The following is a 23803-nucleotide window of genomic DNA, read 5'->3' as shown; positions in this document are numbered from 1 at the left end:
ACGTTTTGGGTGATTAACACAGCTAAACTTTGACTATCTTTGCGGCATGTTTCAACTGGGTAAAACAATAGTGTCTGAGGACATTTTAGAGAAAGAATTTGTGTGCAATTTAACGGCATGCAAGGGAGCGTGTTGTGTAGACGGAGATGCAGGAGCTCCATTAAGTGAAGAGGAAACAAAGATACTGGAGGAAATTTATCCGAAGGTTAAGCCTTTTTTAAGAAAAGAAGGTGTTGAAGCTATAGAGGCTCAGGGAGTGTGGGTAACCGGTACCGATGGTGACCTGGAAACTCCGCTTATAGATAATAAAGATTGTGCCTACGTTATTTTTGACGGCGATACTGCACTTTGCGGTATTGAGCAGGCATACAACGAAGGGATTGTAAGCTGGAAAAAACCGGTTTCATGCCATTTATACCCTGTGCGTGTAAAAGATTTTACAGAGTTTGCGGCGGTTAACTACGACCGCTGGGATATATGTAATCCTGCCTGTGCTTTAGGTAAGGAGCTTGAAGTTCCTGTTTACAAATTTGTAAAGGAAGCACTGGTAAGAAGGTTTGGTCCCGATTGGTATGCCGAACTTGAAAAGGTGGCAGAGGATTTAAAGGACGACCCTTCTCCAAGAAGACGTTAAAATGCTTTAAAAACCCCCGTCAATTGCGGGAAAACCGCAAAATAATTCGTAAATTTATTTTTATGCAATATGTTCGCAATCAATACATTGCGAATGTGATTTTTATTGCCTGTTAAAATTAGGGTTGTTAAAAACTATGCCCGATTGTGAATAAGTTTGCCTTTCATTTATTGATACAAATGCCAATCTTTGTATTGCCGCTTTACCAAAAAAATCATTTTTATAATACCATAAAAGTCAAAAAGATATGTCTGCAGTAGAACCAATTTTACAAGAAAACAAGAATCGATTTGTAATTTTTCCGATAAAACACCACGATATTTGGGATTGGTACAAGAAAATGGAGGCTAGTTTCTGGACGGCAGAAGAGATAGATTTACATCAGGATCTTACCGATTGGAATACTAAGCTTAATGATGATGAGAAATACTTTATAAAGCACATATTAGCATTCTTTGCGGCTTCTGACGGTATTGTTAACGAAAACCTTGCTGAGAACTTTGTAAACGAGGTTCAGTATGCTGAAGCGAAGTTTTTCTACGGTTTCCAGATTATGATGGAAAACATTCATAGTGAAACGTACTCACTCCTTATAGATACGTATGTAAAGGATGATGTAGAGAAAAATCAGCTTTTCCATGCCATTGAGGTATTCCCTGCTATTAAGAAAAAAGCAGAGTGGGCACTTAAATGGATAGAGTCTGATTCGTTTGCAGAAAGACTTATTGCATTTGCAGCTGTAGAGGGTATTTTCTTCTCGGGTGCATTCTGTTCTATCTTCTGGCTTAAAAAACGTGGTTTAATGCCGGGGCTAACCTTCTCTAACGAGCTTATCTCGAGAGATGAAGGTGTGCACTGTGACTTTGCGGTTCACCTGCACAACAACCACCTTGTAAACAAGGTTCCTAAAGAAAGAATTAAAGAAATCATTATAGATGCGTTAACTATAGAGAGAGAGTTTATTACCGAATCACTTCCTGTAAGTCTTATTGGTATGAACGCTACCTTGATGACGCAGTACCTTGAGTTTGTTACCGACAGGCTTTTAGTTGAGCTTGGTTGTGAAAAACAATTCAACTCGGGTAACCCGTTTGATTTTATGGATATGATTTCACTTCAGGGTAAAACAAACTTCTTTGAGAAAAGGGTTTCTGAGTATCAGAAAGCCGGTGTAATTAACAAGGATACCGATTCTCAGAAAATTAGTTTTGACGCTGACTTTTAATAAAAATATAACCCCAACTAACTAAAACGGGCGTCGGGTACGCCCAGTGTATTAACCCCTAAATTGTTGCCTTATGAATGTAGTAAAAAGAGATGGCCGCAGAGAGCCGGTAATGTTTGACAAGATCACGGACAGAATAAGGATATTATGCTACGAGCTTAATGAATTAGTCGATCCGGTAAAGGTAGCTATGCGTGTTATCGAAGGTTTATATGATGGTGTAAACACATCTGAACTGGATAACCTTGCGGCTGAAACTGCTGCTTCGATGACAACCACGCATCCTGATTATGCTCAGCTTGCAGCGCGTATTGCGGTGTCTAACCTGCATAAAAATACCAAAAAATCGTTCTCGGAAACGATGCACGATATGTATAACTATGTAAACCCAAGAACCGGTCAGGCTTCCCCACTTCTGTCAGACGAGGTTTATGAGGTAATCATGGCAAATGCTGAGGTTTTAGATTCAACCATTATTTATAACAGGGACTTTAACTACGATTATTTCGGATTTAAAACCCTAGAGCGTTCTTACCTGCTTAAAATAAACGGTAAGATTGTAGAGAGACCGCAACACATGCTTATGAGGGTGTCTATAGGTATCCATATTGATGATATCGAGGCAGCTATTGAAACGTATGAACTTATGTCTAAAAAGTTCTTTACGCATGCAACTCCTACATTATTTAACTCTGGTACACCAAAACCGCAAATGTCTTCATGCTTCCTGTTAACCATGCGTGACGACAGTATTGACGGTATTTATGATACATTAAAGCAAACTGCTAAGATATCGCAGTCTGCAGGAGGTATTGGTCTTTCTATTCACAATGTAAGAGCTACAGGTTCATACATTCGTGGTACAAACGGTACTTCAAACGGTATTGTGCCTATGCTTCGCGTATTTAACGACACTGCCCGTTATGTAGACCAGGGTGGAGGTAAGCGTAAAGGTAGCTTTGCTGTATATATTGAAACATGGCATGCTGATATTTTTGACTTCCTTGATCTTAAAAAGAATCATGGTAAGGAAGAAATGCGAGCAAGAGATTTATTCTATGCTATGTGGACGTCTGACCTTTTCATGAAACGTGTGGAGGAAGATGCTAAATGGACATTAATGTGTCCTAACGAATGCCCGGGACTTTATGATGTGTATGGTGAGGAATTTGAGAAAATGTACGAATCATACGAAGCTGCCGGCAAAGGAAGAAAAACAATCAAAGCACGTGAGCTTTGGGAAAAAATACTTGAGTCTCAAATCGAAACAGGTACGCCATACATGCTTTACAAAGATGCGGCTAACAGAAAGTCAAACCAGAAAAACCTGGGTACTATCCGTTCTTCAAACCTTTGTACAGAGATTATGGAGTACACTGCTGCCGATGAGGTTGCGGTTTGTAACCTTGCTTCTATATCATTACCAATGTTTGTGGAAGAAGGTAAGTTTAACCACGATTACCTGTATGATGTAACCAAACGTGTAACGCGTAACCTTAACAAGGTAATTGACAGAAACTACTACCCGGTACCTGAGGCAGAAAACTCTAATATGCGCCACCGTCCGGTAGGACTCGGGGTACAGGGTCTTGCAGATGCTTTTATCATGATGCGTATGCCGTTTACAAGTGATGAGGCTAAGAAAGCAAACCAGGAGATTTTTGAAACCATTTACTTTGCAGCTGTAACCGCTTCTATGGAAATGGCGAAAGAAGAAGGACCATACTCAACTTTTGAAGGTTCTCCAATTTCTCAGGGTGAGTTCCAGTACAACCTTTGGGGCTTAAAAGATGAAGAACTAAGCGGTCGTTGGGACTGGGCTTCTTTAAGAAAAGAAGTTATGGAGCACGGTGTGAGAAACTCACTGTTAATGGCACCAATGCCTACTGCTTCAACTTCTCAGATATTAGGAAACAACGAAGCGTTTGAACCTTACACTTCTAACATTTATACCAGAAGGGTACTTTCGGGTGAGTTTATCGTAGTAAACAAACACCTTCTTGAAGACCTTGTGAAACTGGGTATATGGAACGAAGAGCTTAAGCAGGAGCTTATGAGGGCTAACGGTTCTATTCAGCATATAGACATTATTCCTCAGGATATAAAAGACCTTTACAAAACGGTTTGGGAAATGAGTATGAAAGACATTATCGATATGTCCCGCCAAAGAGGTTACTTTATTGACCAGTCACAGTCACTTAACCTGTTCATGGAAAATGCAACATTTTCAAAGCTTACATCAATGCACTTTTATGCATGGAAGAGCGGACTTAAAACAGGTATGTACTACTTAAGAACTAAGAGTGCTGTTGACGCTATTAAGTTTACCCTTAATAACGAGAAAAAAGCAGAACCTGTTGCAGCTGTAGCTAATGCTTCGGGCGAATCAGAAGCAATGTCGGTTACAGAATTTCAGGCAATGATTGAGCGTTCCCGTAATGCTGAACCGGACGATTGTGAAATGTGCGGATCGTAATTGATGGCAAAACATAAATAATAAATAAGGTAAGGAGCAGTAATGCTCCTTATTTGGTTAAAAATAATTTTAAACTAAAACATATGTCAAAAGACAAGAAGGATATCTATACTGGTATTATTGAGAAAGACGAAGAAGGAAACTTTTTTTGCGGTGAATACCTGTTAGATTATAAACGCGTAACGGCCGAATTTAAACTGGGTGATAAAGTAAACATCAGGTCGGTTATTGAGAATCCAAGCGATAAGAGCTACGACAAGTATCCTAAAAAGTCGAAGGATTTCTTTTTGTTTAATAATAAAAAATAAGGGGCAATCCCTCATTAATTATGGCTACAATGATGCAGTGGGAACAACTACTGTCGCTTAAAAGGCAGGGTGATACCAGTAAGCGCCTCCGCAGGGAGCAGGACGATACCCGTTTGGGCTTTGAGGTAGATTATGATCGTATAATATTCTCATCGGCTTTTAGAAGCCTGCAGGATAAAACACAGGTTATACCACTTTCCAAAACCGATTTTGTACATACCAGGCTTACGCATAGTCTTGAGGTTTCGGTTGTAGGACGTTCTTTAGGAAGGCTTGTAGGTAAAAAAATTATCGAGAAACATCCGTATCTTCGGGATACACACGGTTACCAAATGAATGATTTTGGGGCAATTGTGGCTGCTGCTGCACTGGCTCACGATATAGGTAACCCTCCGTTTGGACACTCGGGTGAAAAAGCAATAGGAGAGTACTTTAAAACCGGTAAGGGGCAACAGTATAAAAGTGATCTTACCGATAAGGAGTGGCAGGACCTGATAGATTTTGAAGGTAATGCAAACGGTTTTAACCTGCTTTCGGCTTCAAGGCCGGGTATAGAGGGTGGACTCCGTATTTCTTATGCTACACTGGGTGCGTTTATGAAGTACCCTAAGGAGTCACTGCCTAAAAAACCGACAGCTAATATAGCCGATAAGAAATATGGCTTCTTTCAAACCGATAAAGACTTTTTTCAGGATGTAGCAAAAGAGCTTGGGCTTATCCCGAATAAAACTGGGAATGATATAGGTTTTGAGCGCCATCCGCTGGCTTATCTTGTAGAGGCTGCCGATGATATTTGCTATACCATTATCGATTTTGAAGATGGTATAAACCTAGGGCTTATACCTGAAGAGTTTGCATTGGAGTATCTAATCAAACTGGTAAAAGGCAGTATTGATGTGGCAAAATACAATACACTTGTGACTAAAGAGGACAGGATAAGTTACCTGCGTGCTTTGGCGATTAGCAGCCTGATTAACGATGCTGTTGATGTGTTTATAGAAAATGAGGAGAAAATACTGAAAGGCGAATATCCTTATGCCTTAACCGATCAGGGTAAGTACACAGCACAAATGAAGGATATCATTGATCTTAGTATTCAAAATATTTACCAGAGTAGAGAGGTAGTAGAAAAAGAGATAATAGGGTATCGTATTATCAATACACTGCTGGACACCTTTTGTACAGCCTATAATAACAAGTTTGACGGCACAGAAAGTAACTATGATAAGTTAGTTTTAAAAATGCTTCCTGAAAGGTTTATTACAGATAAGATGAACTTATATGACAGGTTGTTGCATATATGCCACTTTGTGTCTACGCTAACAGATGGTAAGGCATTGTTATTATACAATACCATTACCGGAAATACAAAAGCCTAGATAGATTAAAAAGTATAGCTAAGGCCTACGCCAAGCATTTGCTTTAGCTGTATTTTTGGTCCTGCTGTTACTACTTCGCCTTCCACCTCTTTGGTAGATTTTATGTCGTTATCATAAATAAGCTGGGTACCTATATTGGCTTTTACATATTCATTTACGGTCATGTCCAGCTGAAGCTGCCAGTCTACATCGATATTTCCGAATTTATTAATGTAATCAGAATAAAGGGATATACGCTGATCCATCATGATGTTTTTAAATATCTGCCTTTTTAGCTGAGCTGTTAAAAGTGTACCTACTTCGGTACGTGAGTTTTTACCTGACTTTATAAGATTGCCAAGATCATCATAAATAGCTTTGTCCACACCAAAAGCTCCTTTGTTGGCGAGGGTTTGGTTTAATACTAAAGTTGTCTTGTTAGTAAGCGGAGACATGTAAACAGTAAGGCCTAAATCTTTACGCTTGTATTCAGAACCAATACCAAGAAATATATAGGCAGGTGAAAAAGGGCCGGATATTTCATCATCGGTATTAGGATAGGCATAACCGTTGGCAAATTGAGTGTTAAAATTAAACTTGGCACTGTAATACCAGTTGGAAATAGTGTCTTTCCTGTAACCAAAAGTAGAAGTTAGCTGAATTTTATCTTCTGTTTTACGTACTTCCTGTCCTTCCTGACTGTTCAGTCCGTAGCGAAGTATAAGCTCATTTGCCCAGTTTACATTTTTCTTGGTATAGTTTCGGTCAAATTCACCTTTTATAACTCCCGATATAGCATTGTTACCCCCTACACTCCAGTTGATAAAAGCTACCTGGTTAATGTCCAGTCCTACTTTATTGGTCTTGTCCCAATGGCTTATACTGTCAGGTAATGTAGTGGTTATGATAACTTGTGAAAATGCTTTGGTGCTTATAATAATAAATAATAATGCAAGAAAGGCTTTTATTCTCATTTTACTAATCGGTATATTAAATAGATGCGATGCAAAAGTCGGTATTTTTAATAAGCTGAAAAAATATCTTTTAAGCTTTTAACGTCAATGCCGCAGTATTGTTGTAAACGGTTTATACTTCCATGTTCAATAAATTCATCCGGAACGCCTAATGTAATAATTTTATTACAATAATTATGTTTGGCGGCAAAATCGGACACAATGCTTCCAAATCCTCCAATTATTGTGCCGTCTTCTATGGTAATAACCGTTTTATGTGTAGAAAATATTGTGTGTAATGTTTCCTCATCTATCGGTTTAATATAGCCGAAGTGATAGTGGGAAAATAGTTCGGAATTGTCAACGTCGTCTAGCGCTTTAGTTACATTGTTGCCTATAGCTCCTGTAGATACTATGGCTACTTTACTGCCTTGTTGCAGTTGTTTCGCTTTGCTGAAAGGAATGCTCTCAAAAGGCAATTGCCATTTAGTGCTTTCACCACGCCCACGCGGGTAACGAATGGCTATAGGTCGTTCTATCCCCAGTTGTGCTGTGTAGAGTATATTGCGTAATTCTTTTTCGTTAAGCGGAGCAAAAACATCAAGGTTAGGTATGCAGTTAAGGTATGCAATGTCGAAAACCCCGTGGTGGGTAGCCCCGTCTTCCCCAACTAATCCTGCCCTGTCCAGGCAAAAAATTACCGGTAGATTTTGCAGTGCCACATCGTGTATTATCTGGTCATATGCTCTTTGCAGGAAGGTAGAGTAAATATTACAGTATACCGTCATGCCCTGTGTGGCCATACCGGCGGCTAGGGTTACGGCGTGCTGTTCGGCAATACCTACATCAATAGCCCTTTTTGGGAAGGCTTCCATCATAAACTTCATGGAACTGCCCGATGGCATAGCAGGAGTAATGCCTATTATCTTTTCATTTTTCTCTGCCAGTTCGGTAAGGGTAAGCCCGAATACATCCTGATATTTAGGAGGCAGATTTTCATCGGTAATTTTTAAGATCTCTCCGGTAATTTTATCAAATTTTCCTGGAGCATGGTATTTCACCTGATCCTCTTCGGCTTTTTTAAGGCCTTTACCTTTTGTGGTTATAATATGAAGGAAACGTGGTCCTTTTTTGTTTTTAAGACGTTGCAGCTCTTTGGTAAGTGCTGGAAGGTCGTGCCCGTCAATAGGTCCTGAATAGTCAAAATTCAGGGATTTTATCATATTGTTCTGGCGCGGATTCTTTCCTTCCTTAACCTGAGTAAGGTAGTGTTTTAATGCTCCTACGCTTGGATCTATGCCTATCGCATTGTCGTTTAATATAACCAGTAGGTTGGCATCGGTTACCCCGGCATGGTTAAGCCCTTCAAATGCCATACCCGATGCAATGGAAGCATCACCAATCACGGCTATATGATTTTTATTGGTATCACCTTTAAGTTGCGAAGCAATAGCCATACCCAGTGCTGCTGATATGGAGGTAGAGGAGTGACCTACCCCAAAGGTATCATATTCGCTTTCGCTTCTTTTCGGGAATCCACTAATACCGCCAAATTGCCTGTTGGTATCAAAATTATCCCTGCGTCCGGTAAGTATTTTGTGTCCGTATGCCTGATGACCCACGTCCCATACCAGTAAATCTTCGGGAGTATTAAAAATATAATGCAGTGCAATGGTAAGTTCTGTCACACCAAGGCTTGCGCCAAGATGCCCTTCCTTAACCGAAACCACATCAATAATAAAATCGCGCAACTCCTGTGCCAGCTCAGGGAGCTGTTCGGGGGTCAGTTTTCTTAAATCTGAGGGGGTTTGGATATGTGAGAGTAAATTGCCTGACATTATAGGTTTTGAAAGGACAAATTTACAATATAGTTTCCTATTTTTGAATGGCAATACAAAACAATTGGTCAACCCTGATGACAGAAGATATTTTTACCGACGAGTATTTTATGAAAAAAGCACTTAACGAGGCGCATGAAGCTTTTGATAAAGGCGAAATACCGGTAGGTGCTGTTATAGTGGTGGACAACAGGGTTATTGCCAGAACCCACAACCTAACCGAGTTGCTTACAGATGTAACGGCACATGCCGAAATGCAGGCCATAACAGCGGCAGCTAATTTTTTAGGCGGTAAATATCTTACAGGCTGTACATTGTATGTAACGCTCGAACCCTGCCAGATGTGTGCCGGGGCGTTGTACTGGAGCCAGATTTCAAAAGTGGTATATGGCGCAGATGATACTCACAGGGGGTATAAGGTTATGGGGGCAAAACTACATCCCAAAACACAGGTGGTAACCGGAGTTATGGCTGATGAATGTTCGGTTTTGATGAAAGAATTCTTTAAAAAGAGGCGTTAATTTCATTTTTATTAAAAATCACTGATTTAGGGTAGCTGATTTTTAATCAATTAATCATAAATTTACTACAATAAAACCAATCCTGTTTTAGTTGTAATTTTGTGTTATAACTATCTGTAAAACAAATCATACCGGCCTATGAAAATCTTTAAGCTGATACTGCTTTTTGCAGCTGTTACCATTTTGCATTCGTGTTCAAAAAAATCTTCTGAAGATTTTGAGTCTGATTTCTCCCAATACAGGGAATACATCACGAGTTTCACCTCGGGAGTAATATCTACACATGCCGATATTGGCGTGGGATTAGCATTTGATAAAAAGGAATGGCAGTTAAACCAGGAACTGGACAGCGATTATTACAGTATATCGCCTTCGGTAGCAGGTAAGGTAATTTACCTTCCGGGTAACATGATTGCTTTTAAGCCAGATCAGCCTCTTAAATCAGGTACAGAGTATAGGGTTAGCCTGCATCTGTCTGAATTTATAGACCTGCCTAAAGAACTGAAGGATTTTAACTTCATCGTAAAAACGCTGGAGCAGGACTTTATGGTAACCACAAAAGATTTACAGTCTTACAGTAAGGACTTACAGTTCCTTAATGCCGAGCTTAGAACCAGTGATTACATTGATGCCGCTACGGCAAAAAAACTGGTAAGGGCCGAACAGGACGGCAGGCAGCTGGCTATCCGTTTTGATGAGAAGCTGGCTTCACAAACAGAATTTCCTTTTATAATAGACAGTATACAGCGACAGGAGGAAGATTCCAATATAAAAATTATATGGAACGGTAAACCCTTTGATATTGAAAGGGAAGGATCGGAAGAATTTACCATTCCGGGGAAAAATAACTTTAAGGTTATCGGTATAGATGTTTCCCTTGCCGATAGTCAGGTGATGTATATTAACTTTTCAGACCCGCTTAAAAAAGAACAGAATTTTGACGGACTGGTATCGGTACAGGGGGTGAGTAACCTAAAATTCTCGGTAGACGGTAACCTGCTAAAGGTATTCTTTTCGGATGCATTAACAGGTAACTTATTGGTTGAGGTTTTTCAGGGTATAGAAAGTACTGATGGTTATAAAACCAAAGAGACCTATTCGACCAAAGTATTGTTTGAACAGTTAAAGCCGGAAGTGAAATTTTTAAAGAGTGGTACCATACTGCCGGGTTCTAATAATCTTAAACTTAATTTTCAGGCGGTAAATCTTAGTGCGGTAGATGTTAAGGTGTACAGGATATATGAAAACAACATACTACAGTTTTTACAGGAAAACGAAATTGACGGAAGCTATATAAGAAACGTAGCTCTACCGGTTGCTAAAAAAACAATTACACTGAATACTGATAAGATGGCCGATTACAGCAAATGGAATTCCTATGCGCTGGATCTGTCAACTATTATAACTCCAGAAAGGGGAGCAATATACAGGGTAGAAATGGGCATTAAGAAGTCCTACTCATTATATAAATGTGATTCGGGTGAAAAAAGTAGTGAAGCAGAAGTTGAAGAAGAGCAGGAACTGGAAGAGTACTACCCTGGTATGAGAGGTGATTATGATTACTACGACTACTACGATTATGATTACGACTGGAGGGACAGGGATAATCCATGTACCAACTCTTATTTCTATAACAGGGATATAGCGACGAATGTACTGGCAAGTGATCTTGGTGTTATTGCTAAGCGTGGTGAGGATAACAGCTACTATTTTACGGTAAGCAGTATAATCACTACCGAGGCTGTAGCCGGAGCAAAAGTAGCTATTTATAACTACCAGCAACAAAAACTGACAGAGGGAGAAACAAACGGTGACGGTGCCATTACCTTAACCAGTGATAAGCATGCTTATTTTGCTATTGTTAAAAAAGGAGACAATACGACCTATGTAAAAATGGGTGAAGGTAACTCGCAATCGGTAAGTAATTTTGATGTAGACGGTACCCGTCTGCAAAAAGGACTTAAAGGTTATGTGTATGGTGAGCGTGGTGTATGGCGCCCGGGAGATACTTTATTCATTGGCTTTATACTAAACGATAAAGCGGCTAAACTGCCACCATCACACCCAATAAAACTTAGGCTGAGTGATCCTAACGGTAAAATGGTGTATGAAACGGTACAGTCGCACAGCGCTAAAAATCATTATAAGTTCATTGTACCTACGCAGCAGTCGGCGCCAACAGGAAACTGGCAGGCTGTGGTATCTGTAGGAGGGGCTAAATTCTATAAAAGCATAAAAATTGAAACCATTAAGCCAAACAGGCTTAAAATAAAAAACGGTTTTGACGGAAAAACCATTTATGCCTCACAAAAAAATGTGGCTAAGGTAGATGTGGCTTGGTTACACGGTGCTGTGGCAAAAGACCTGAAACTGGAAATGCAGGCCAAGTTCCTGAACCAGAAAACTACATTTAAAGGTTATGTAAATTACCAGTTTGACGACCCGGCACAACGATTCAGTACCGAGGAGATGAACATTTTTGCAGGTAAGACCGATGCTTACGGTACGGCAACAGTAACACTACAACCTAAACTACAGGTGCGTGCGCCGGGTATGCTTAAAACGGTTATCATGACCAAAGCCTACGAGAAAGGTGGTGACTTTAGTACCGATGTTATAACATCTACTTATTCGCCTTATGATACCTATGTAGGAGTTAGGCTTCCAGAGGGAAATAAATACGGTATACTTGAAAACGGTAAGAGCAATAAAATTGAGGTAGCAACCGTAAGTGATAACGGTAAACCTAAGGCTAAGCGACAGCTTACGGCTAAAGTATTTAAAGTAAAATGGAGTTGGTGGTGGGATGCCTCTCACGGTAATGTATCGTCATACAGTTCGGCGATATCAAATACTCCTTACTATGAGACCGATATCACAACCGATGCTAACGGTAAGGCAAGCTTTAACTTCTCTACCGATAAAAACGAATGGGGCAGGTTCCTGATAAGGGTTACCGATGAAGATGGCGGACACTCGGCAGGGGGAACTATACTTATAGATTATCCATACTGGTCTGGTCGTACTAAAAATAACGGAGGTGATGAGGCAAAAATGCTTGTATTCACTACTGATAAGGAGAAATACAGTGTAGGCGAAAAAGTAAAAGTTTCATTCCCTTCAAGTGAAGGAGGAAGGGCTTTGGTTTCGTTAGAAAACGGATCAAAAGTGCTTGAAACCTATTGGGTAAAAACCGAAAAAGGCGAAACCCAGATGGAAATTCCTGTAACGGCAAAAATGGCGCCTAATGTGTATGTGAACGTTACCATGATTCAGCCACACGCTACAAGTAAAAACGATTCGCCTATAAGGCTGTATGGTATTATCCCTATTGAGGTGGTAGATAAAAATACCATACTGGAACCTCAAATTAGTATGCCGGATGTACTTAGGCCGGAACAGAAATTTACCGTTAAGGTAAATGAGAAAACAGGTAAGGGAATGACCTATACACTGGCTATTGTTGACGAAGGACTTTTAGATCTTACCCGTTTTAAAACACCAAATGCATGGAATAGTTTCTATGCTAAAGAAGCGCTGGGTGTTAAAACATGGGATGTATATGACGATGTTATTGGAGCTTACGGAGGTAAGGTAAACCAAATATTCAGTATAGGTGGTGACGAAGATCTTGGTGGAGGTAAGGCTAAAAAAGCCAACCGATTTAAACCTGTGGTAGTGTATTTGGGTCCGTTTACTATAAGTAAGGGAGAAACAAAATCACACGAAATTACATTGCCAAAATATGTAGGTTCAGTGCGTACCATGGTTGTGGCATCAAACAAAGATCAAAGTGCTTACGGAAGTGCAGAGAAAGCAACTCCGGTAAGGAGTCCGTTAATGCTGTTGGCATCATTACCAAGAAAGGTAACACCGGGCGAGAAGGTAACCCTTCCGGTAACGGTATTTGCCATGGAGAAACACGTTAAGAACGTAACCGTACAGATAAAAACCAATAACGGATTTATCGTGAATGGTGCGGCAAAACAAACCGTATCGTTTAACAGTCCGGATGAAAAAGTAGCTTACTTCGATCTTGAGGTGGGTAACCTAACAGGTATCGGTAAGGTTGAGATACAGGCCTTCTCGGGTAATGAAAAGGCAAGTTATGAGGTAGAACTGGATATAATGAATCCTAACCCTGTAACGACCGACTTTAAAACGGTGGTGCTTGACCCTAACAGTTCGGCAACTATAGACTGGGAATCTTTTGGAGTTCCGGGAAGTAATAAAGCCAAACTGGAGGTGTCTTCATTCCCTTCAATAGACTTTAACAGAAGACTGGATTATCTTATACAGTATCCGCACGGATGTTTAGAGCAAACCACATCAAGTGTGTTCCCACAGTTGTACCTAAGTGATATTGCCGATATAGACGAGGCAAGAAAACAGAAAATACAACGTAACGTGGCTGCCGGTATAGAAAGGCTGGCACAGTTCCAGGTAGCAAGTGGAGGTTTTGTGTACTGGCCGGGTAATGAAAATCCGGACGACTGGGGTTCAAGTTACGTAGGACACTTCTTTATAGAAGCAGAGAAAAAAGGATATGCTTTACCGTTAAATGCCAAAAAGCAGTGGCTGTCGTACCAAAAGAAAATGGCAAGGCAGTGGCGTTACAGCGAAGGCTATCATAACGATTTTGCACAGGCTTACAGGTTATATACGCTGGCGCTTGCAGGAGCTGCCGACCTGTCGTCAATGAACAGGTTAAGGGAAACAAGAGGAATAAGCAACCAGGCGAAATTAAGGCTTGCAGCCGCTTATGCCCTTGCCGGACAGAAAAATACCGGACAGTCACTACTAAACCAAAGCAATATAGATAGTGATTACAGTAGCGGAAGAGGTCATTATTACTATTATGGGTCGGCCGAACGTAACAGGGCTATGGCGCTGGAAACACTGGTTGTTTTAGGACAGAAACAAAAAGCATTTGATGTAGCTAACAAGCTTGCAGAAGCCTTGTCGTCTAAAGAATGGATGAGTACGCAAACTACGGCTTACTGTTTGTATGCCATGTCTAAATTTGCAAAAGAGAATGGCGGTAAAGGTATTGATGTAGCTTACACCAGTGCCGGTAAGTCGCAAAATATTACAACGGGTAAAACGTTTGCCGACAGGGTACTTACAGTATCTGCTAATAATTCGGTAACGGTTAAAAATAACAAAGGTGCAACGTTGTATGTAAAAGTGGTTTACAGCGGTATATTGCCTGTAGGGCAGGAACAAACCGAACAAAAAGGATTTACTACAAGGATAAACTTTAAGGACAGGGCCGGTAATAGTATTAATCCTGTTTCTCTTACACAGGGAACTGAGTTTGTTGCTGAGGTATATGTAACCAATACTACAGGAGACAGGGTAGATAATGTGGCGCTTACCCAAATAATACCTTCAGGTTGGGAAATAGTAAATACAAGGTTTACCGACTTTGGAGAAGCTACCGAAAACAAGGTGGATTATACCGATATAAGAGATGACAGGACTAATTTCTATTTCACAATAACCCCGCATCAAACCAAAACATTCAGGATACTGCTTAATGCGTCATATCCGGGAAGTTATTACCTGCCGGGTGTACAGTGTGAGGCAATGTATGATGACTCGTATATAGCGAGAACAAGGGGACAATGGGTGAAAGTAGAAAAACAGCAATAATAAACCGTATTAAAAAGCGCAGGATAAAACTTGGAATAGGTTTTATCCTGTTGCTTATCTATTATTTTTCTTTACCAAAAGTACTTTTTCAGGAGCCGTATTCAACAGTGATTGAAAGTGCAGAGGGTGATTTACTTTCGGCACGTATCGCTGCCGACGGGCAATGGCGCTTTCCTGCTCAGGACAGCGTGCCTTACAAATTCAAAAAGTGCATTGTTTATTTTGAAGACCAGTATTTTTACGGTCATCCGGGTTTTAATCCCGTAGCCATTGTTAAGGCAATAGGGCAAAATTACAGGGCAGGCAAAGTGGTTAGGGGTGGCAGTACCCTTACCCAGCAGGTAATACGCCTTTCAAGAGACGGTAAAAAGCGCAGTTACTTTGAAAAATTCATTGAGCTTATACTGGCAACACGCCTTGAGTTTAGGTACAGTAAGGATGAGATACTAAACCTGTATGCGGCACATGCGCCTTATGGAGGTAACGTAGTAGGACTGGAAATGGCATCATGGCGTTATTTCGGCGTTCAGCCACACCAGTTATCATGGGCAGAAACAGCTGCACTGGCAGTATTGCCTAATGCTCCAAGCCTTATCTATCCGGGTAAAAATCAGCAAAGACTACTAAACAAACGTAACAGGCTCTTAAAAAAGCTGTACGAAGAAGAGGTGATTGACAGGGATACCTACGAACTTTCCATACTGGAAGAACTTCCGCAAAAACCGTATGAGCTTCCGCAGGCTGCACAGCACCTGTTACAGAATATTGCCAAAACCCATGAAGGGCAACGTATAAAAACCACAGTAAGTAACAGGATACAAAACAGGGTAAACCAAATCGCTGCCCGTTATTATGGTGAATACAAACAAACCGAGATTTACAATCTAGCCATATTGGTAGTAGATGTAAAAACAAGGGATATTATAGCCTATGTAGGCAACTCTCCCACAAATAAGGCACACCAAAAGGATGTGGATATTATTCCTGCGTCAAGGAGTACAGGAAGCGTACTAAAGCCATTATTGTTTGCTTCCATGCTAAACGATGGCGAACTATTACCTAATACTTTGGTTGCAGATGTACCTACCTACATATCGGGGTATAGTCCTAAAAATTTCAATAATACCTATGACGGAGCCGTACCCGCACAAAAGGCACTGGCAAGGTCGTTAAACGTACCTGCCGTACTTATGCTGAAGGACTACGGGATTTATCGTTTTTACGAGCAGTTGCAACGACTGAAATTATCGGATATAAAACAGCACCCTAATCACTATGGCTTATCGCTTATACTGGGAGGTGCCGAATCTAACCTATGGGATTTGTGCCGTGCTTACGCAGGGCTGAGCTCCACACTTAATTACTATACAGCCCATGATGCCAAATACAGAGAAAATGAGTTTGTTGACCTTAACTGGGACAGTAGTGTAAAGAGGGATTTTGGAGATGAAGGCTTCAGTAAACCGTTATTAGGTGCCGGTTCAATATGGCTTACTTATAATGCCATGAAAGAAGTAAACCGCCCCGAGGGTGACGAAGCCTGGAAGTTTTATGATTCATCACTTGAAATAGCCTGGAAAACCGGAACCAGTTTTGGAGGTCGTGATGCCTGGGCTATAGGTACAAGTTCAAGGTATGTGGTTGGTGTGTGGGTTGGTAATGCATCGGGTGAGGGACGGCCAAGCCTTACCGGGGTAGGAAGTGCTGCCCCTGTACTGTTTGATGTGTTTAACATTATGCCAAGACCTAAAAACTGGTTTGAAACACCTTATAACGATTTGGAAGAAGCCGATATTTGTGCGTTGAGCGGACATTTGGCGGGACCGGACTGCCCTGTTTCCAAACAGTGGATTCCTGTGACCCACAGGCAAACCGAAACCTGTCCGTATCACAGGCTGGTACATTTGGATGCCGATGGGCAGTATCAGGTAAACAGTAATTGCGAAAATGTAGACAATATAGTAACCAAATCATGGTTTGTATTGCCTCCGGTAATGGAATGGTATTACAGGAGCAACCATCTTAACTATGTTTCCCTGCCTCCGTTTAGGGACGACTGTATAGGTACTACAGCTAACGTTATGGATTTTATTTATCCTAAAGATGACAGTAAGATGTATCTAACCAAAGATTTTAACGGGGAATTACAGCCTATTGTGCTTAAGGCAGCCCATACAAGGGCAAATGCAAGGCTTTTTTGGTATCTTGACGACCAATACCTAGGAGAAACCCAAACGTTCCATGAAATGCCTGTAATAACCCAAACAGGAAGTTATTACCTAACCGTTACCGATGAACGGGGACATGAACTGAAACGTAAAATAGAAGTAATAAGTAAATAAATGACGATTACATTTGATTTAAGACCTATAAGTAAAAAGGTTATTATAACAGAACTGCTTCTTTTTATACTGCCTACAGTTTTTTTAGTTACAGATATTCCTGATGAGTTGGGATATTATTATCTATTATACTTAATGCTGTCAGCGTTTTGTAATTTGGTGTTGATTATTTTACATGTGGTTAAGGATGGCGGGCGTTATATATGGATGTGCCTGCTATTGTTTTTCCTCCCGGTAATATTACTTATTTTACAGCTACTGGTGGTTAATATTACCTGTTGATATAAAAGCAAAACAGCTCCCTTATCAAAAAGGAAGCTGCCGCATATTCAGAATTAATTATGGGTTTATTTTGAAATGGTCTCTGTGAAAATTTTGTTGTTATAGCTTACTACAAAAGTCAACTCTTTTGAGAAAATTTTTGAAGTATTGAACTTTTTAGCCACTTTACCATCTTTTAGGTTCTGGTTGTAAAGCTCTCCGCTGTTCTCATCATAAAGAGTGATGTTTATAGGAGTGTTTACTTTACCCGGAACGGTTACAATAAAAGTATCTCCGCTTTTAGAGATAACCGGTTTGTAAGTCTCTTCAACAGCTTTTTCAGAAATAGAAGCAGTCTCTTTTACAACGCTTATTTCATAACGTGCCACTTTTGCTGCAGTTTCTGCCTCAAGGTAGTAAATACCCTCAGGGAAAGCAGTGAGGTCATACGTTCTGTTAATCGCGTTAGATCCTGATACTTTTTCGTTAAAGATTAATTCTTCTTTACTGTTATATATAGAGAATGTAACTGTTTCTGCATCCACCACAGAAAAACTAACTGTTTTTCCTGTTTCGTTTGTCACTTTCAGTGAAAAATCATATTCACCCGCACTAACACCAAACGTTGTTAATAACATCGCTAAGGCTAAACCAATTTTCGCAAAATTTTTCATAATTAAAAGTTTTAAGGTTCAACTCCTGTTTCTATGTTGCTAAATTACTATGTTTAAGCGGTGGTGATTACTACACAATTTTCTAATTTATATGCTATATTAACTTTACTAAAACGTTATAGTGTTAATTTTGGTAAATATGTGTAATTTTTAGGTAATTTTGTAAAGTCTGAAAAATCGAAAACATGAAATCACTAAAGGCTACTTTTGAGGTAATTGAACCTGCTTTCGGTAGTTCGTTTTACTATTCGCAGTATGTGCAGAGTGCAAATGTAAAAGCACATGTTTGGCATTACCATCCGGAAATAGAACTGGTGTTTGTAAACGGCGGTTCGGGCAAAAGGCAAATAGGTACGCATTTGTCTTATTACACTGATGGCGACCTAATACTTATAGGCAGCAACCTGCCACATTGTGGGTTTACCGACAGCACCACCGGAAACAGGAATGAAACGGTAATACAAATGAAACCTGATTTTTTAGGGCAGGGTTTTTTAGGTATACCCGAAATGAAAAATATTCAGCATCTTTTTGAAAGAGCTAAAACCGGACTGGCTTTTGGCGAGGAAACCAAAGCAAGGCTTGGGGAGAAAATTGAGGAGCTTAACGATATGCCTTATTTTAAACGATTACTTGCCCTGCTGGATATATTGAATGATCTGGAAATGGCTTCTGATTTTAAGGTGCTCAACGCACAGGGACTTACTATGGAAATGCAGGTGCAGGACAATAACCGCCTGAATACTGTTTTTAATTATGTGAAAGATCATTTTAAGGAACAGATTCCGCTGGAGGAGGTTGCCGATAAGGTGAGTATGACCGTACCGTCTTTTTGCCGATATTTTAAAAAGATAACCAATAAGACATTTACACGCTTTGTTAATGAATATCGTGTGGTACACGCTTCAAAATTACTGGCAGAAAAACCTATTGGGATAACGGAGGTATGCTATGAAAGCGGATTTAATAATTTCAGTCACTTTAATAAAGCCTTTAAGGAGTTTACAGGTAAAAGCGCATCACAATACAGAAAAGAGCTTAAATCGGTTATTAAATAAGTATTGAGATTTATGGTAAATTATGTATATTGGAACACAATACAAACCATAACTTACTATGAGAAAACTGTTTTTACTGCTCCCACTGCTTATTATGGCTTCATGTACACAATTTGGATTATATAGTGAAACCATAAAAGGTTTTGATAATAACCGATGGGAGAAAAACGATACTAAAAGTTTTTCTTTTCAAATTAATGAAGATGTGAAAAAGGCAAACCTTCTAATCCTGTTTTCTCATGTATATGAACCTGGATATGATAAAGTTCCTGTTGAGGTTACTTTTAAAAAAGAGGGCGGAAGTAAAGAAATTTTTACGACCGACTTACTATTAAAAGATGAACAAGGGGAAAATCTTACCAGCTGTATGGGTGATGTTTGTGATTTGGAACAGGAGGTAAAAGAAAATTTTAATCTGGAAAAAGGTAATTACACAGTGACCCTTACCAATAAAGTAGGATTGTTACCTTATTTGCCTAATGTAGTAGCCTTAGGAATTAGTGTTGAAACTGCCGAATAATTATTACGGCTCATAGCTAAGTAATATTACCCCGCTTTTAAATACCCGTGAATTGGTGAGTTTGAGGTTTAGGTTGTTGTCAATACCCTTAAATAATGGAGTACCGTTGCCTATTGCCACAGGGTCAATCATAATTTCATAGTTATCTATAAGATTGGCATTGGCCATTTGCGATACTATACTGCCACTGCCCAGTATGGTCATGTCATTACCGGATTGCTGTTTCAGGTTACGCATAGTTTCTATAATATCACCAGTAAGGATTTTTGTGTTTTGCCAATCGGTCTGAGTAAGCGTGTTTGAAAATACTATTTTTTCGGCGCTGTTCATGCCTTTTGCCACTTCGGGCATACTTTCCATAGCCATAGCTGTGGGCCAATAGGAAGCCATCATTTGGTAGGTAACACGACCAAAAACAAGGGTGTTTTTGTGTTGCAGGCTGTCTTGTGAAAAGCCTTCTTCTTCACTGCCATGCCTGTGCCATCTTATATCTTCATTTATTCCTTTATAAAACCCGTTAAGGGTAATAAAGTTGTACATTGTTAACTTTCTCATACTGTTTTGATTTTAGGTATATCCAAAGTTCTTAAAATCTGAATAAAATACAGGGGGTATACAGGACAGAAGAAGGGGGTTAATAGAGGTCTTTAATTCTTATACCTTCAATTTCATCGGTTTTAATCCATTCCTGATTATTTCGTAGATCGGTTAATAAAGCGTAAAGTATTTTTAAGCCATAAGTGCCCGATAATCCGTAATCATTTATAATTTTGCTTTTACCATCGTTATAAGTAATTTTCAATAAGCAGCTTGGGGCATCAGTGTGATAAACACTATATCCTGGTTTTAAATTATTAAAATCTAAATAGTTGATTATTTTTTCTATACTGTTAAAATCTTCATTTTTCAAATTTGTTGTGAAAAAACCTTCCTCTTTGGCTAAATCCTCTGGTAATTTTTGAGTAAAATTATAATACTTAGCTATGTAATAAGCTTTTCTGTTTTTATCAATAATGATTTGAAATACAGGGCATGTTCCATAGCATGGTGTGGTTCCAAACTCAATCCTTTGAATGTTTTTTTGGATAGGATTTGGATTGTACTCTATAAAATTATCAAATTTATATGTAAGAGTTGTGCTGTAACCTTTTTGTAGAGTATATCCACGTATTGCTATCGGTGGGTTATAGATTTTTAAAAAAGTATTATTTCCGGGTATGATTACCGGAACCAATGAGGAATTATGACTTTTTAGAAGAGGTTTAATGACGTATTCGTTTCCGGTATTCATGAGAGCTATGCTATTAAAGGAACAGTACTTTTGTTCAGGCCAATAAAAACACCCCGTTGTTATTATATCATCATGACCGTTTTTGTCAATATCATATTTATAGAAACTTTTATTTATACCTAGATTATGAGCAAATGTTTTTATGATAGTATCTTCAGTCAGATTCATATCTTTAATTGCTGTTAGTTTAAAATTTCTATAAAAAGAGTCTATTTCAGTTAGATAATTTTCAATCTCTGTTTCATTTTTAAGAGATGGAGTTTTTCCTGATTTTCTGGTCTTAGTTATTAATGATTGTTCATATAGATTACCATTAATTTCAGAATCCTGATTTGAAACAGCTATATATAATGCAGATATTTGATCATCTGTTGTTGAGGCATTAAAACAATACTTTTTATTTCTATCTGCGCAAGATATCAATACAATTAAAAAAAGGTAGAAAAAATAATTTTTCATGGTTTGGCTATTTATAATTGAAACTGTTTTGAAGATTTTTTATTATTAGTTGTTTAAGTTTAAAAGCATTTTGTTGTATTATTTAATTTTGATGATACAAAGTTATATATATCAGCTAACCTAGAACTTGTGTGAAAATAAGGGAGTTTAAATAAAATTTAATGTTCTATAATTCATAAACAATTTTAATTATTTATTGTTTTTTCATCTGTCCCAATTACTTGATTCTCTATAAATTTCATTACCTCATGATTTAAACCCCAACTTTTTTTGTTGAGATTCAAAGTTCTTAAAATCAAATTAAAACATAAGAGGGAGTCAGGATAAAAAAGGGTTGTTTGGGTAAAAAAATAAGCCGCTTTTAGCGGATCAGGTATATATTGATTGTTAATTGAGTAACTGTTTACGGTACTCGTTAGGAGTCATTCCTGCCTCTTTTTTAAATAGCCTTGTAAAATAGGGAGGATTCTCAAACCCTAACAGGTAAGCAATCTCGGCAACCGTGTTTTCCGATGCCTGTAACAAATGTTTGGCTTCGGTAATAAGGTAGATATGGATAAGCTCTATAGCTGTTTTTCCTGTTTCCTGCCTTAGCATGTCGCTGAGGTAACGCGGAGAAAGATTTAGGGAGTCAGCCATTGTTTTTACTGTTGGCAGTCCGCTTTCTTTTAATTGTCCGTTTTCAAAATAGGAACCCAATAGTTCATTGAACTTAGAGATGGTTTTGCCAGAAAGCTGTTTGCGGTTAATAAACTGCCTTTTGTAAAAACGCTGTGAGTATTTGAGTATGGAATCGATATGGGTAAGGATAATGTCTCGGCTGTACTCATCGGTGTTATTGTTGTACTCCGACTTAATCCTGTAAAATAAATCCCAGATAATCTCTTCTTCTCTTGCTGAAATATGCAGCGCCTCATTGGCTTCATAGTCAAAATAGCCGTATTTTTTTATTTCATTATGCAGGCCGTGTCCGTTAAGGTAATCCTCATGTATGTATATTATAAAACCATTTTCTTCCAGTTCGATATTATCCAGCTGAATAATCTGCCTAGGTTTTACAAACGATAGTGAACCGTTATCGTGATCGTATTTTGTACGTCCGTACAAAACTACCCCCGATTTCATTTTCTTAAACATAATGGCATAAAAATCACTGGTAAATTCTTCCTGGATAATAGAACAAGGATCTACCTTGCTACATTCTACCATGCCCAGTAAAGGATTCTCGGGTGGTGGAAAACCGTTATAACGGTTAAACTCGCTTAAGCTTTTAAAATGCTGCATAACTTTAAAGTATAAACATTAGCACCCGCTAGGGTGCTAATGTAAAGTTAGTAAAAATGGACGTTATTATTTACCATGTGCAGCAGTTGCCACATCATTCCATTGTTCCCATTCATTAATGCGTTGCTCATAGGTTTGTTTTGCCCATGGCAGAGCTACTTTACCTAAAAACAGGCGAAGAGGCGGTGTTTGTGCGTCTATCAGTTTAAGTATTGCAGGGATAGTAGCTTCTGGTATACCAAAAATATCAGAGTCGCTCATACCTTCGGTAAAAGCTTCTCTTACCTTATCGTAAGCCGGAATGTTTTCAGATTGTTTAGCCGAAGCTCCTGCCCATTCGGTAGCAAAACCGTTTGGTTCTACAAGAGTGATATTAATGCCAAAGTCTTTTACCTCTGTTGCCAGTGTTTCGCTAAGGCCTTCTACAGCAAATTTAGATGCGTTGTATATACCTAAATTAGGCAGTGTGGTAATACCCAATACACTTGATACCTGTATGATGTGACCATGACCCTGAGCCCTCATAATAGGGAGTGCCGCCTGGGTAACCCAAAGCAGCCCGAATACATTGGTTTCAATTTGCTGGCGGGCGTCTTCCTCACTGGTCTCCTCAATGGTGCCAAACAGTCCGTAGCCGGCATTGTTTATTACTACATCAATTTGCCCAAAATGTTCTTTGGCTTTATTAACGGCTTCAAAACTCTGTTCGCGGCTGTTTACATCCAGCTGAAGGGTTAGTATAGTTTCGCCATATTTCTCTTTAAGGTCATTAAGGGATTGAGTGTTTCTGGCAGTAGCTACTACTTTATCGCCACGGTTTAAAAAGGCTTCGGCCCACAGGCGACCAAATCCTCTTGAAGCGCCGGTTATAAAAATTGTTTTTGACATGGTTGCATCATTTAAAATTAATGATACAAATTTATGCTGGGGGTATACCTTAGCACTT

At 39.3% G+C, this 23803-nt stretch carries 18 protein-coding genes; 11 read left to right on the top strand and 7 right to left on the bottom strand.

The window, feature by feature from the left end; translation table 11 throughout:
- Nucleotides 1-46: 46 nt before the first annotated feature.
- The 5 genes from V3Z67_RS04830 (at nt 47) to V3Z67_RS04810 (ending at nt 6022) form a co-directional block, all read left to right on the top strand.
- A complete protein-coding gene (locus V3Z67_RS04830; protein ID WP_330442241.1) occupies nt 47-634 on the top strand; it encodes a DUF3109 family protein in 588 nt (195 codons plus the stop codon).
- A 247-nt stretch (nt 635-881) separates the two neighbouring features.
- On the top strand, nt 882-1859 hold the full coding sequence (locus V3Z67_RS04825) for a ribonucleotide-diphosphate reductase subunit beta (protein ID WP_330442240.1): 978 nt from the start codon (nt 882-884) through the stop codon (nt 1857-1859).
- Nucleotides 1860-1932: 73 nt separating this feature from the next.
- Nucleotides 1933-4335 (top strand): ribonucleoside-diphosphate reductase subunit alpha, encoded by a 2403-nt coding sequence (locus tag V3Z67_RS04820; RefSeq protein ID WP_330442239.1) that lies wholly within the window; start codon nt 1933-1935, stop codon nt 4333-4335.
- A gap of 83 nt (nt 4336-4418) precedes the next feature.
- The gene (locus V3Z67_RS04815) at nt 4419-4643 is read left to right on the top strand and encodes a hypothetical protein (protein WP_035135186.1); all 225 of its coding nucleotides are present in this window, start codon (nt 4419-4421) and stop codon (nt 4641-4643) included.
- A gap of 32 nt (nt 4644-4675) precedes the next feature.
- Nucleotides 4676-6022 carry a deoxyguanosinetriphosphate triphosphohydrolase gene (locus V3Z67_RS04810; RefSeq protein WP_330442491.1) on the top strand — a complete coding sequence of 449 codons (1347 nt, stop codon included), beginning with the start codon at nt 4676-4678 and terminating at the stop codon, nt 6020-6022.
- A 5-nt stretch (nt 6023-6027) separates the two neighbouring features.
- Here the strand turns inward: V3Z67_RS04810 and V3Z67_RS04805 are convergent, their stop codons facing one another.
- Both V3Z67_RS04805 and V3Z67_RS04800 read right to left on the bottom strand, forming a co-directional pair.
- Nucleotides 6028-6975: a DUF3078 domain-containing protein gene (locus V3Z67_RS04805; protein ID WP_330442238.1), complete on the bottom strand. Its 948-nt coding sequence runs from the start codon at nt 6973-6975 to the stop codon at nt 6028-6030.
- Between the two features lie 47 nt (nt 6976-7022).
- Nucleotides 7023-8792 carry a 1-deoxy-D-xylulose-5-phosphate synthase gene (locus V3Z67_RS04800; RefSeq protein ID WP_330442237.1) on the bottom strand — a complete coding sequence of 590 codons (1770 nt, stop codon included), beginning with the start codon at nt 8790-8792 and terminating at the stop codon, nt 7023-7025.
- Nucleotides 8793-8869: 77 nt separating this feature from the next.
- On the opposite strand from V3Z67_RS04800, the gene V3Z67_RS04795 reads away from it, so the two are divergent.
- The 4 genes from V3Z67_RS04795 to V3Z67_RS04780 all read left to right on the top strand — a co-directional run bounded on the left by V3Z67_RS04795 (nt 8870) and on the right by V3Z67_RS04780 (nt 17592).
- Nucleotides 8870-9313 carry a nucleoside deaminase gene (locus V3Z67_RS04795; protein WP_330442236.1) on the top strand — a complete coding sequence of 148 codons (444 nt, stop codon included), beginning with the start codon at nt 8870-8872 and terminating at the stop codon, nt 9311-9313.
- A gap of 138 nt (nt 9314-9451) precedes the next feature.
- Nucleotides 9452-14968, top strand: a complete 5517-nt coding sequence (locus tag V3Z67_RS04790) for an alpha-2-macroglobulin family protein (RefSeq protein ID WP_330442235.1) — start codon at nt 9452-9454, stop codon at nt 14966-14968.
- The gene (pbpC, locus tag V3Z67_RS04785; RefSeq protein ID WP_330442234.1) at nt 14941-17310 is read left to right on the top strand and encodes a penicillin-binding protein 1C; all 2370 of its coding nucleotides are present in this window, start codon (nt 14941-14943) and stop codon (nt 17308-17310) included. The genes V3Z67_RS04790 and pbpC overlap by 28 nt, the downstream gene beginning before the upstream one ends.
- Entirely contained in the window at nt 17311-17592 is a 282-nt protein-coding gene (locus V3Z67_RS04780; protein ID WP_330442233.1) for a hypothetical protein, read from the top strand.
- A gap of 65 nt (nt 17593-17657) precedes the next feature.
- Here V3Z67_RS04780 and V3Z67_RS04775 read toward each other — a convergent pair whose 3' ends face one another.
- Entirely contained in the window at nt 17658-18245 is a 588-nt protein-coding gene (locus tag V3Z67_RS04775) for a hypothetical protein (protein ID WP_330442232.1), read from the bottom strand.
- Nucleotides 18246-18430: 185 nt separating this feature from the next.
- Between V3Z67_RS04775 and V3Z67_RS04770 the strand changes: the two genes are divergently transcribed.
- Together V3Z67_RS04770 and V3Z67_RS04765 are read left to right on the top strand one after the other, a co-directional pair.
- Nucleotides 18431-19303, top strand: a complete 873-nt coding sequence (locus tag V3Z67_RS04770) for an AraC family transcriptional regulator (protein ID WP_330442231.1) — start codon at nt 18431-18433, stop codon at nt 19301-19303.
- Between the two features lie 58 nt (nt 19304-19361).
- Nucleotides 19362-19823, top strand: a complete 462-nt coding sequence (locus V3Z67_RS04765) for a hypothetical protein (RefSeq protein WP_330442230.1) — start codon at nt 19362-19364, stop codon at nt 19821-19823.
- Between the two features lie 3 nt (nt 19824-19826).
- On the opposite strand, the gene V3Z67_RS04760 is transcribed toward V3Z67_RS04765, so the two are convergent.
- From V3Z67_RS04760 to V3Z67_RS04745, 4 genes are all read right to left on the bottom strand, one after another.
- Nucleotides 19827-20378 carry a dihydrofolate reductase family protein gene (locus tag V3Z67_RS04760; protein WP_330442229.1) on the bottom strand — a complete coding sequence of 184 codons (552 nt, stop codon included), beginning with the start codon at nt 20376-20378 and terminating at the stop codon, nt 19827-19829.
- Between the two features lie 79 nt (nt 20379-20457).
- Nucleotides 20458-21573, bottom strand: a complete 1116-nt coding sequence (locus V3Z67_RS04755; protein ID WP_330442228.1) for a DUF6438 domain-containing protein — start codon at nt 21571-21573, stop codon at nt 20458-20460.
- Between the two features lie 387 nt (nt 21574-21960).
- Nucleotides 21961-22857, bottom strand: a complete 897-nt coding sequence (locus tag V3Z67_RS04750; RefSeq protein ID WP_330442227.1) for a helix-turn-helix domain-containing protein — start codon at nt 22855-22857, stop codon at nt 21961-21963.
- 66 nt (nt 22858-22923) lie between these two features.
- Nucleotides 22924-23745, bottom strand: a complete 822-nt coding sequence (locus V3Z67_RS04745; RefSeq protein WP_330442226.1) for an SDR family NAD(P)-dependent oxidoreductase — start codon at nt 23743-23745, stop codon at nt 22924-22926.
- Between the last annotated feature and the right edge of the window lie 58 nt (nt 23746-23803).

Origin of the sequence: Flavobacterium sp. C4GT6 (assembly GCF_036347315.1) — a bacterium.
Taxonomy (GTDB): Bacteria; Bacteroidota; Bacteroidia; order Flavobacteriales; family Flavobacteriaceae; genus Flavobacterium.
Note: the sequence above shows the minus strand (reverse complement) of the source record. Positions and strands in the feature narration are given on the sequence as shown.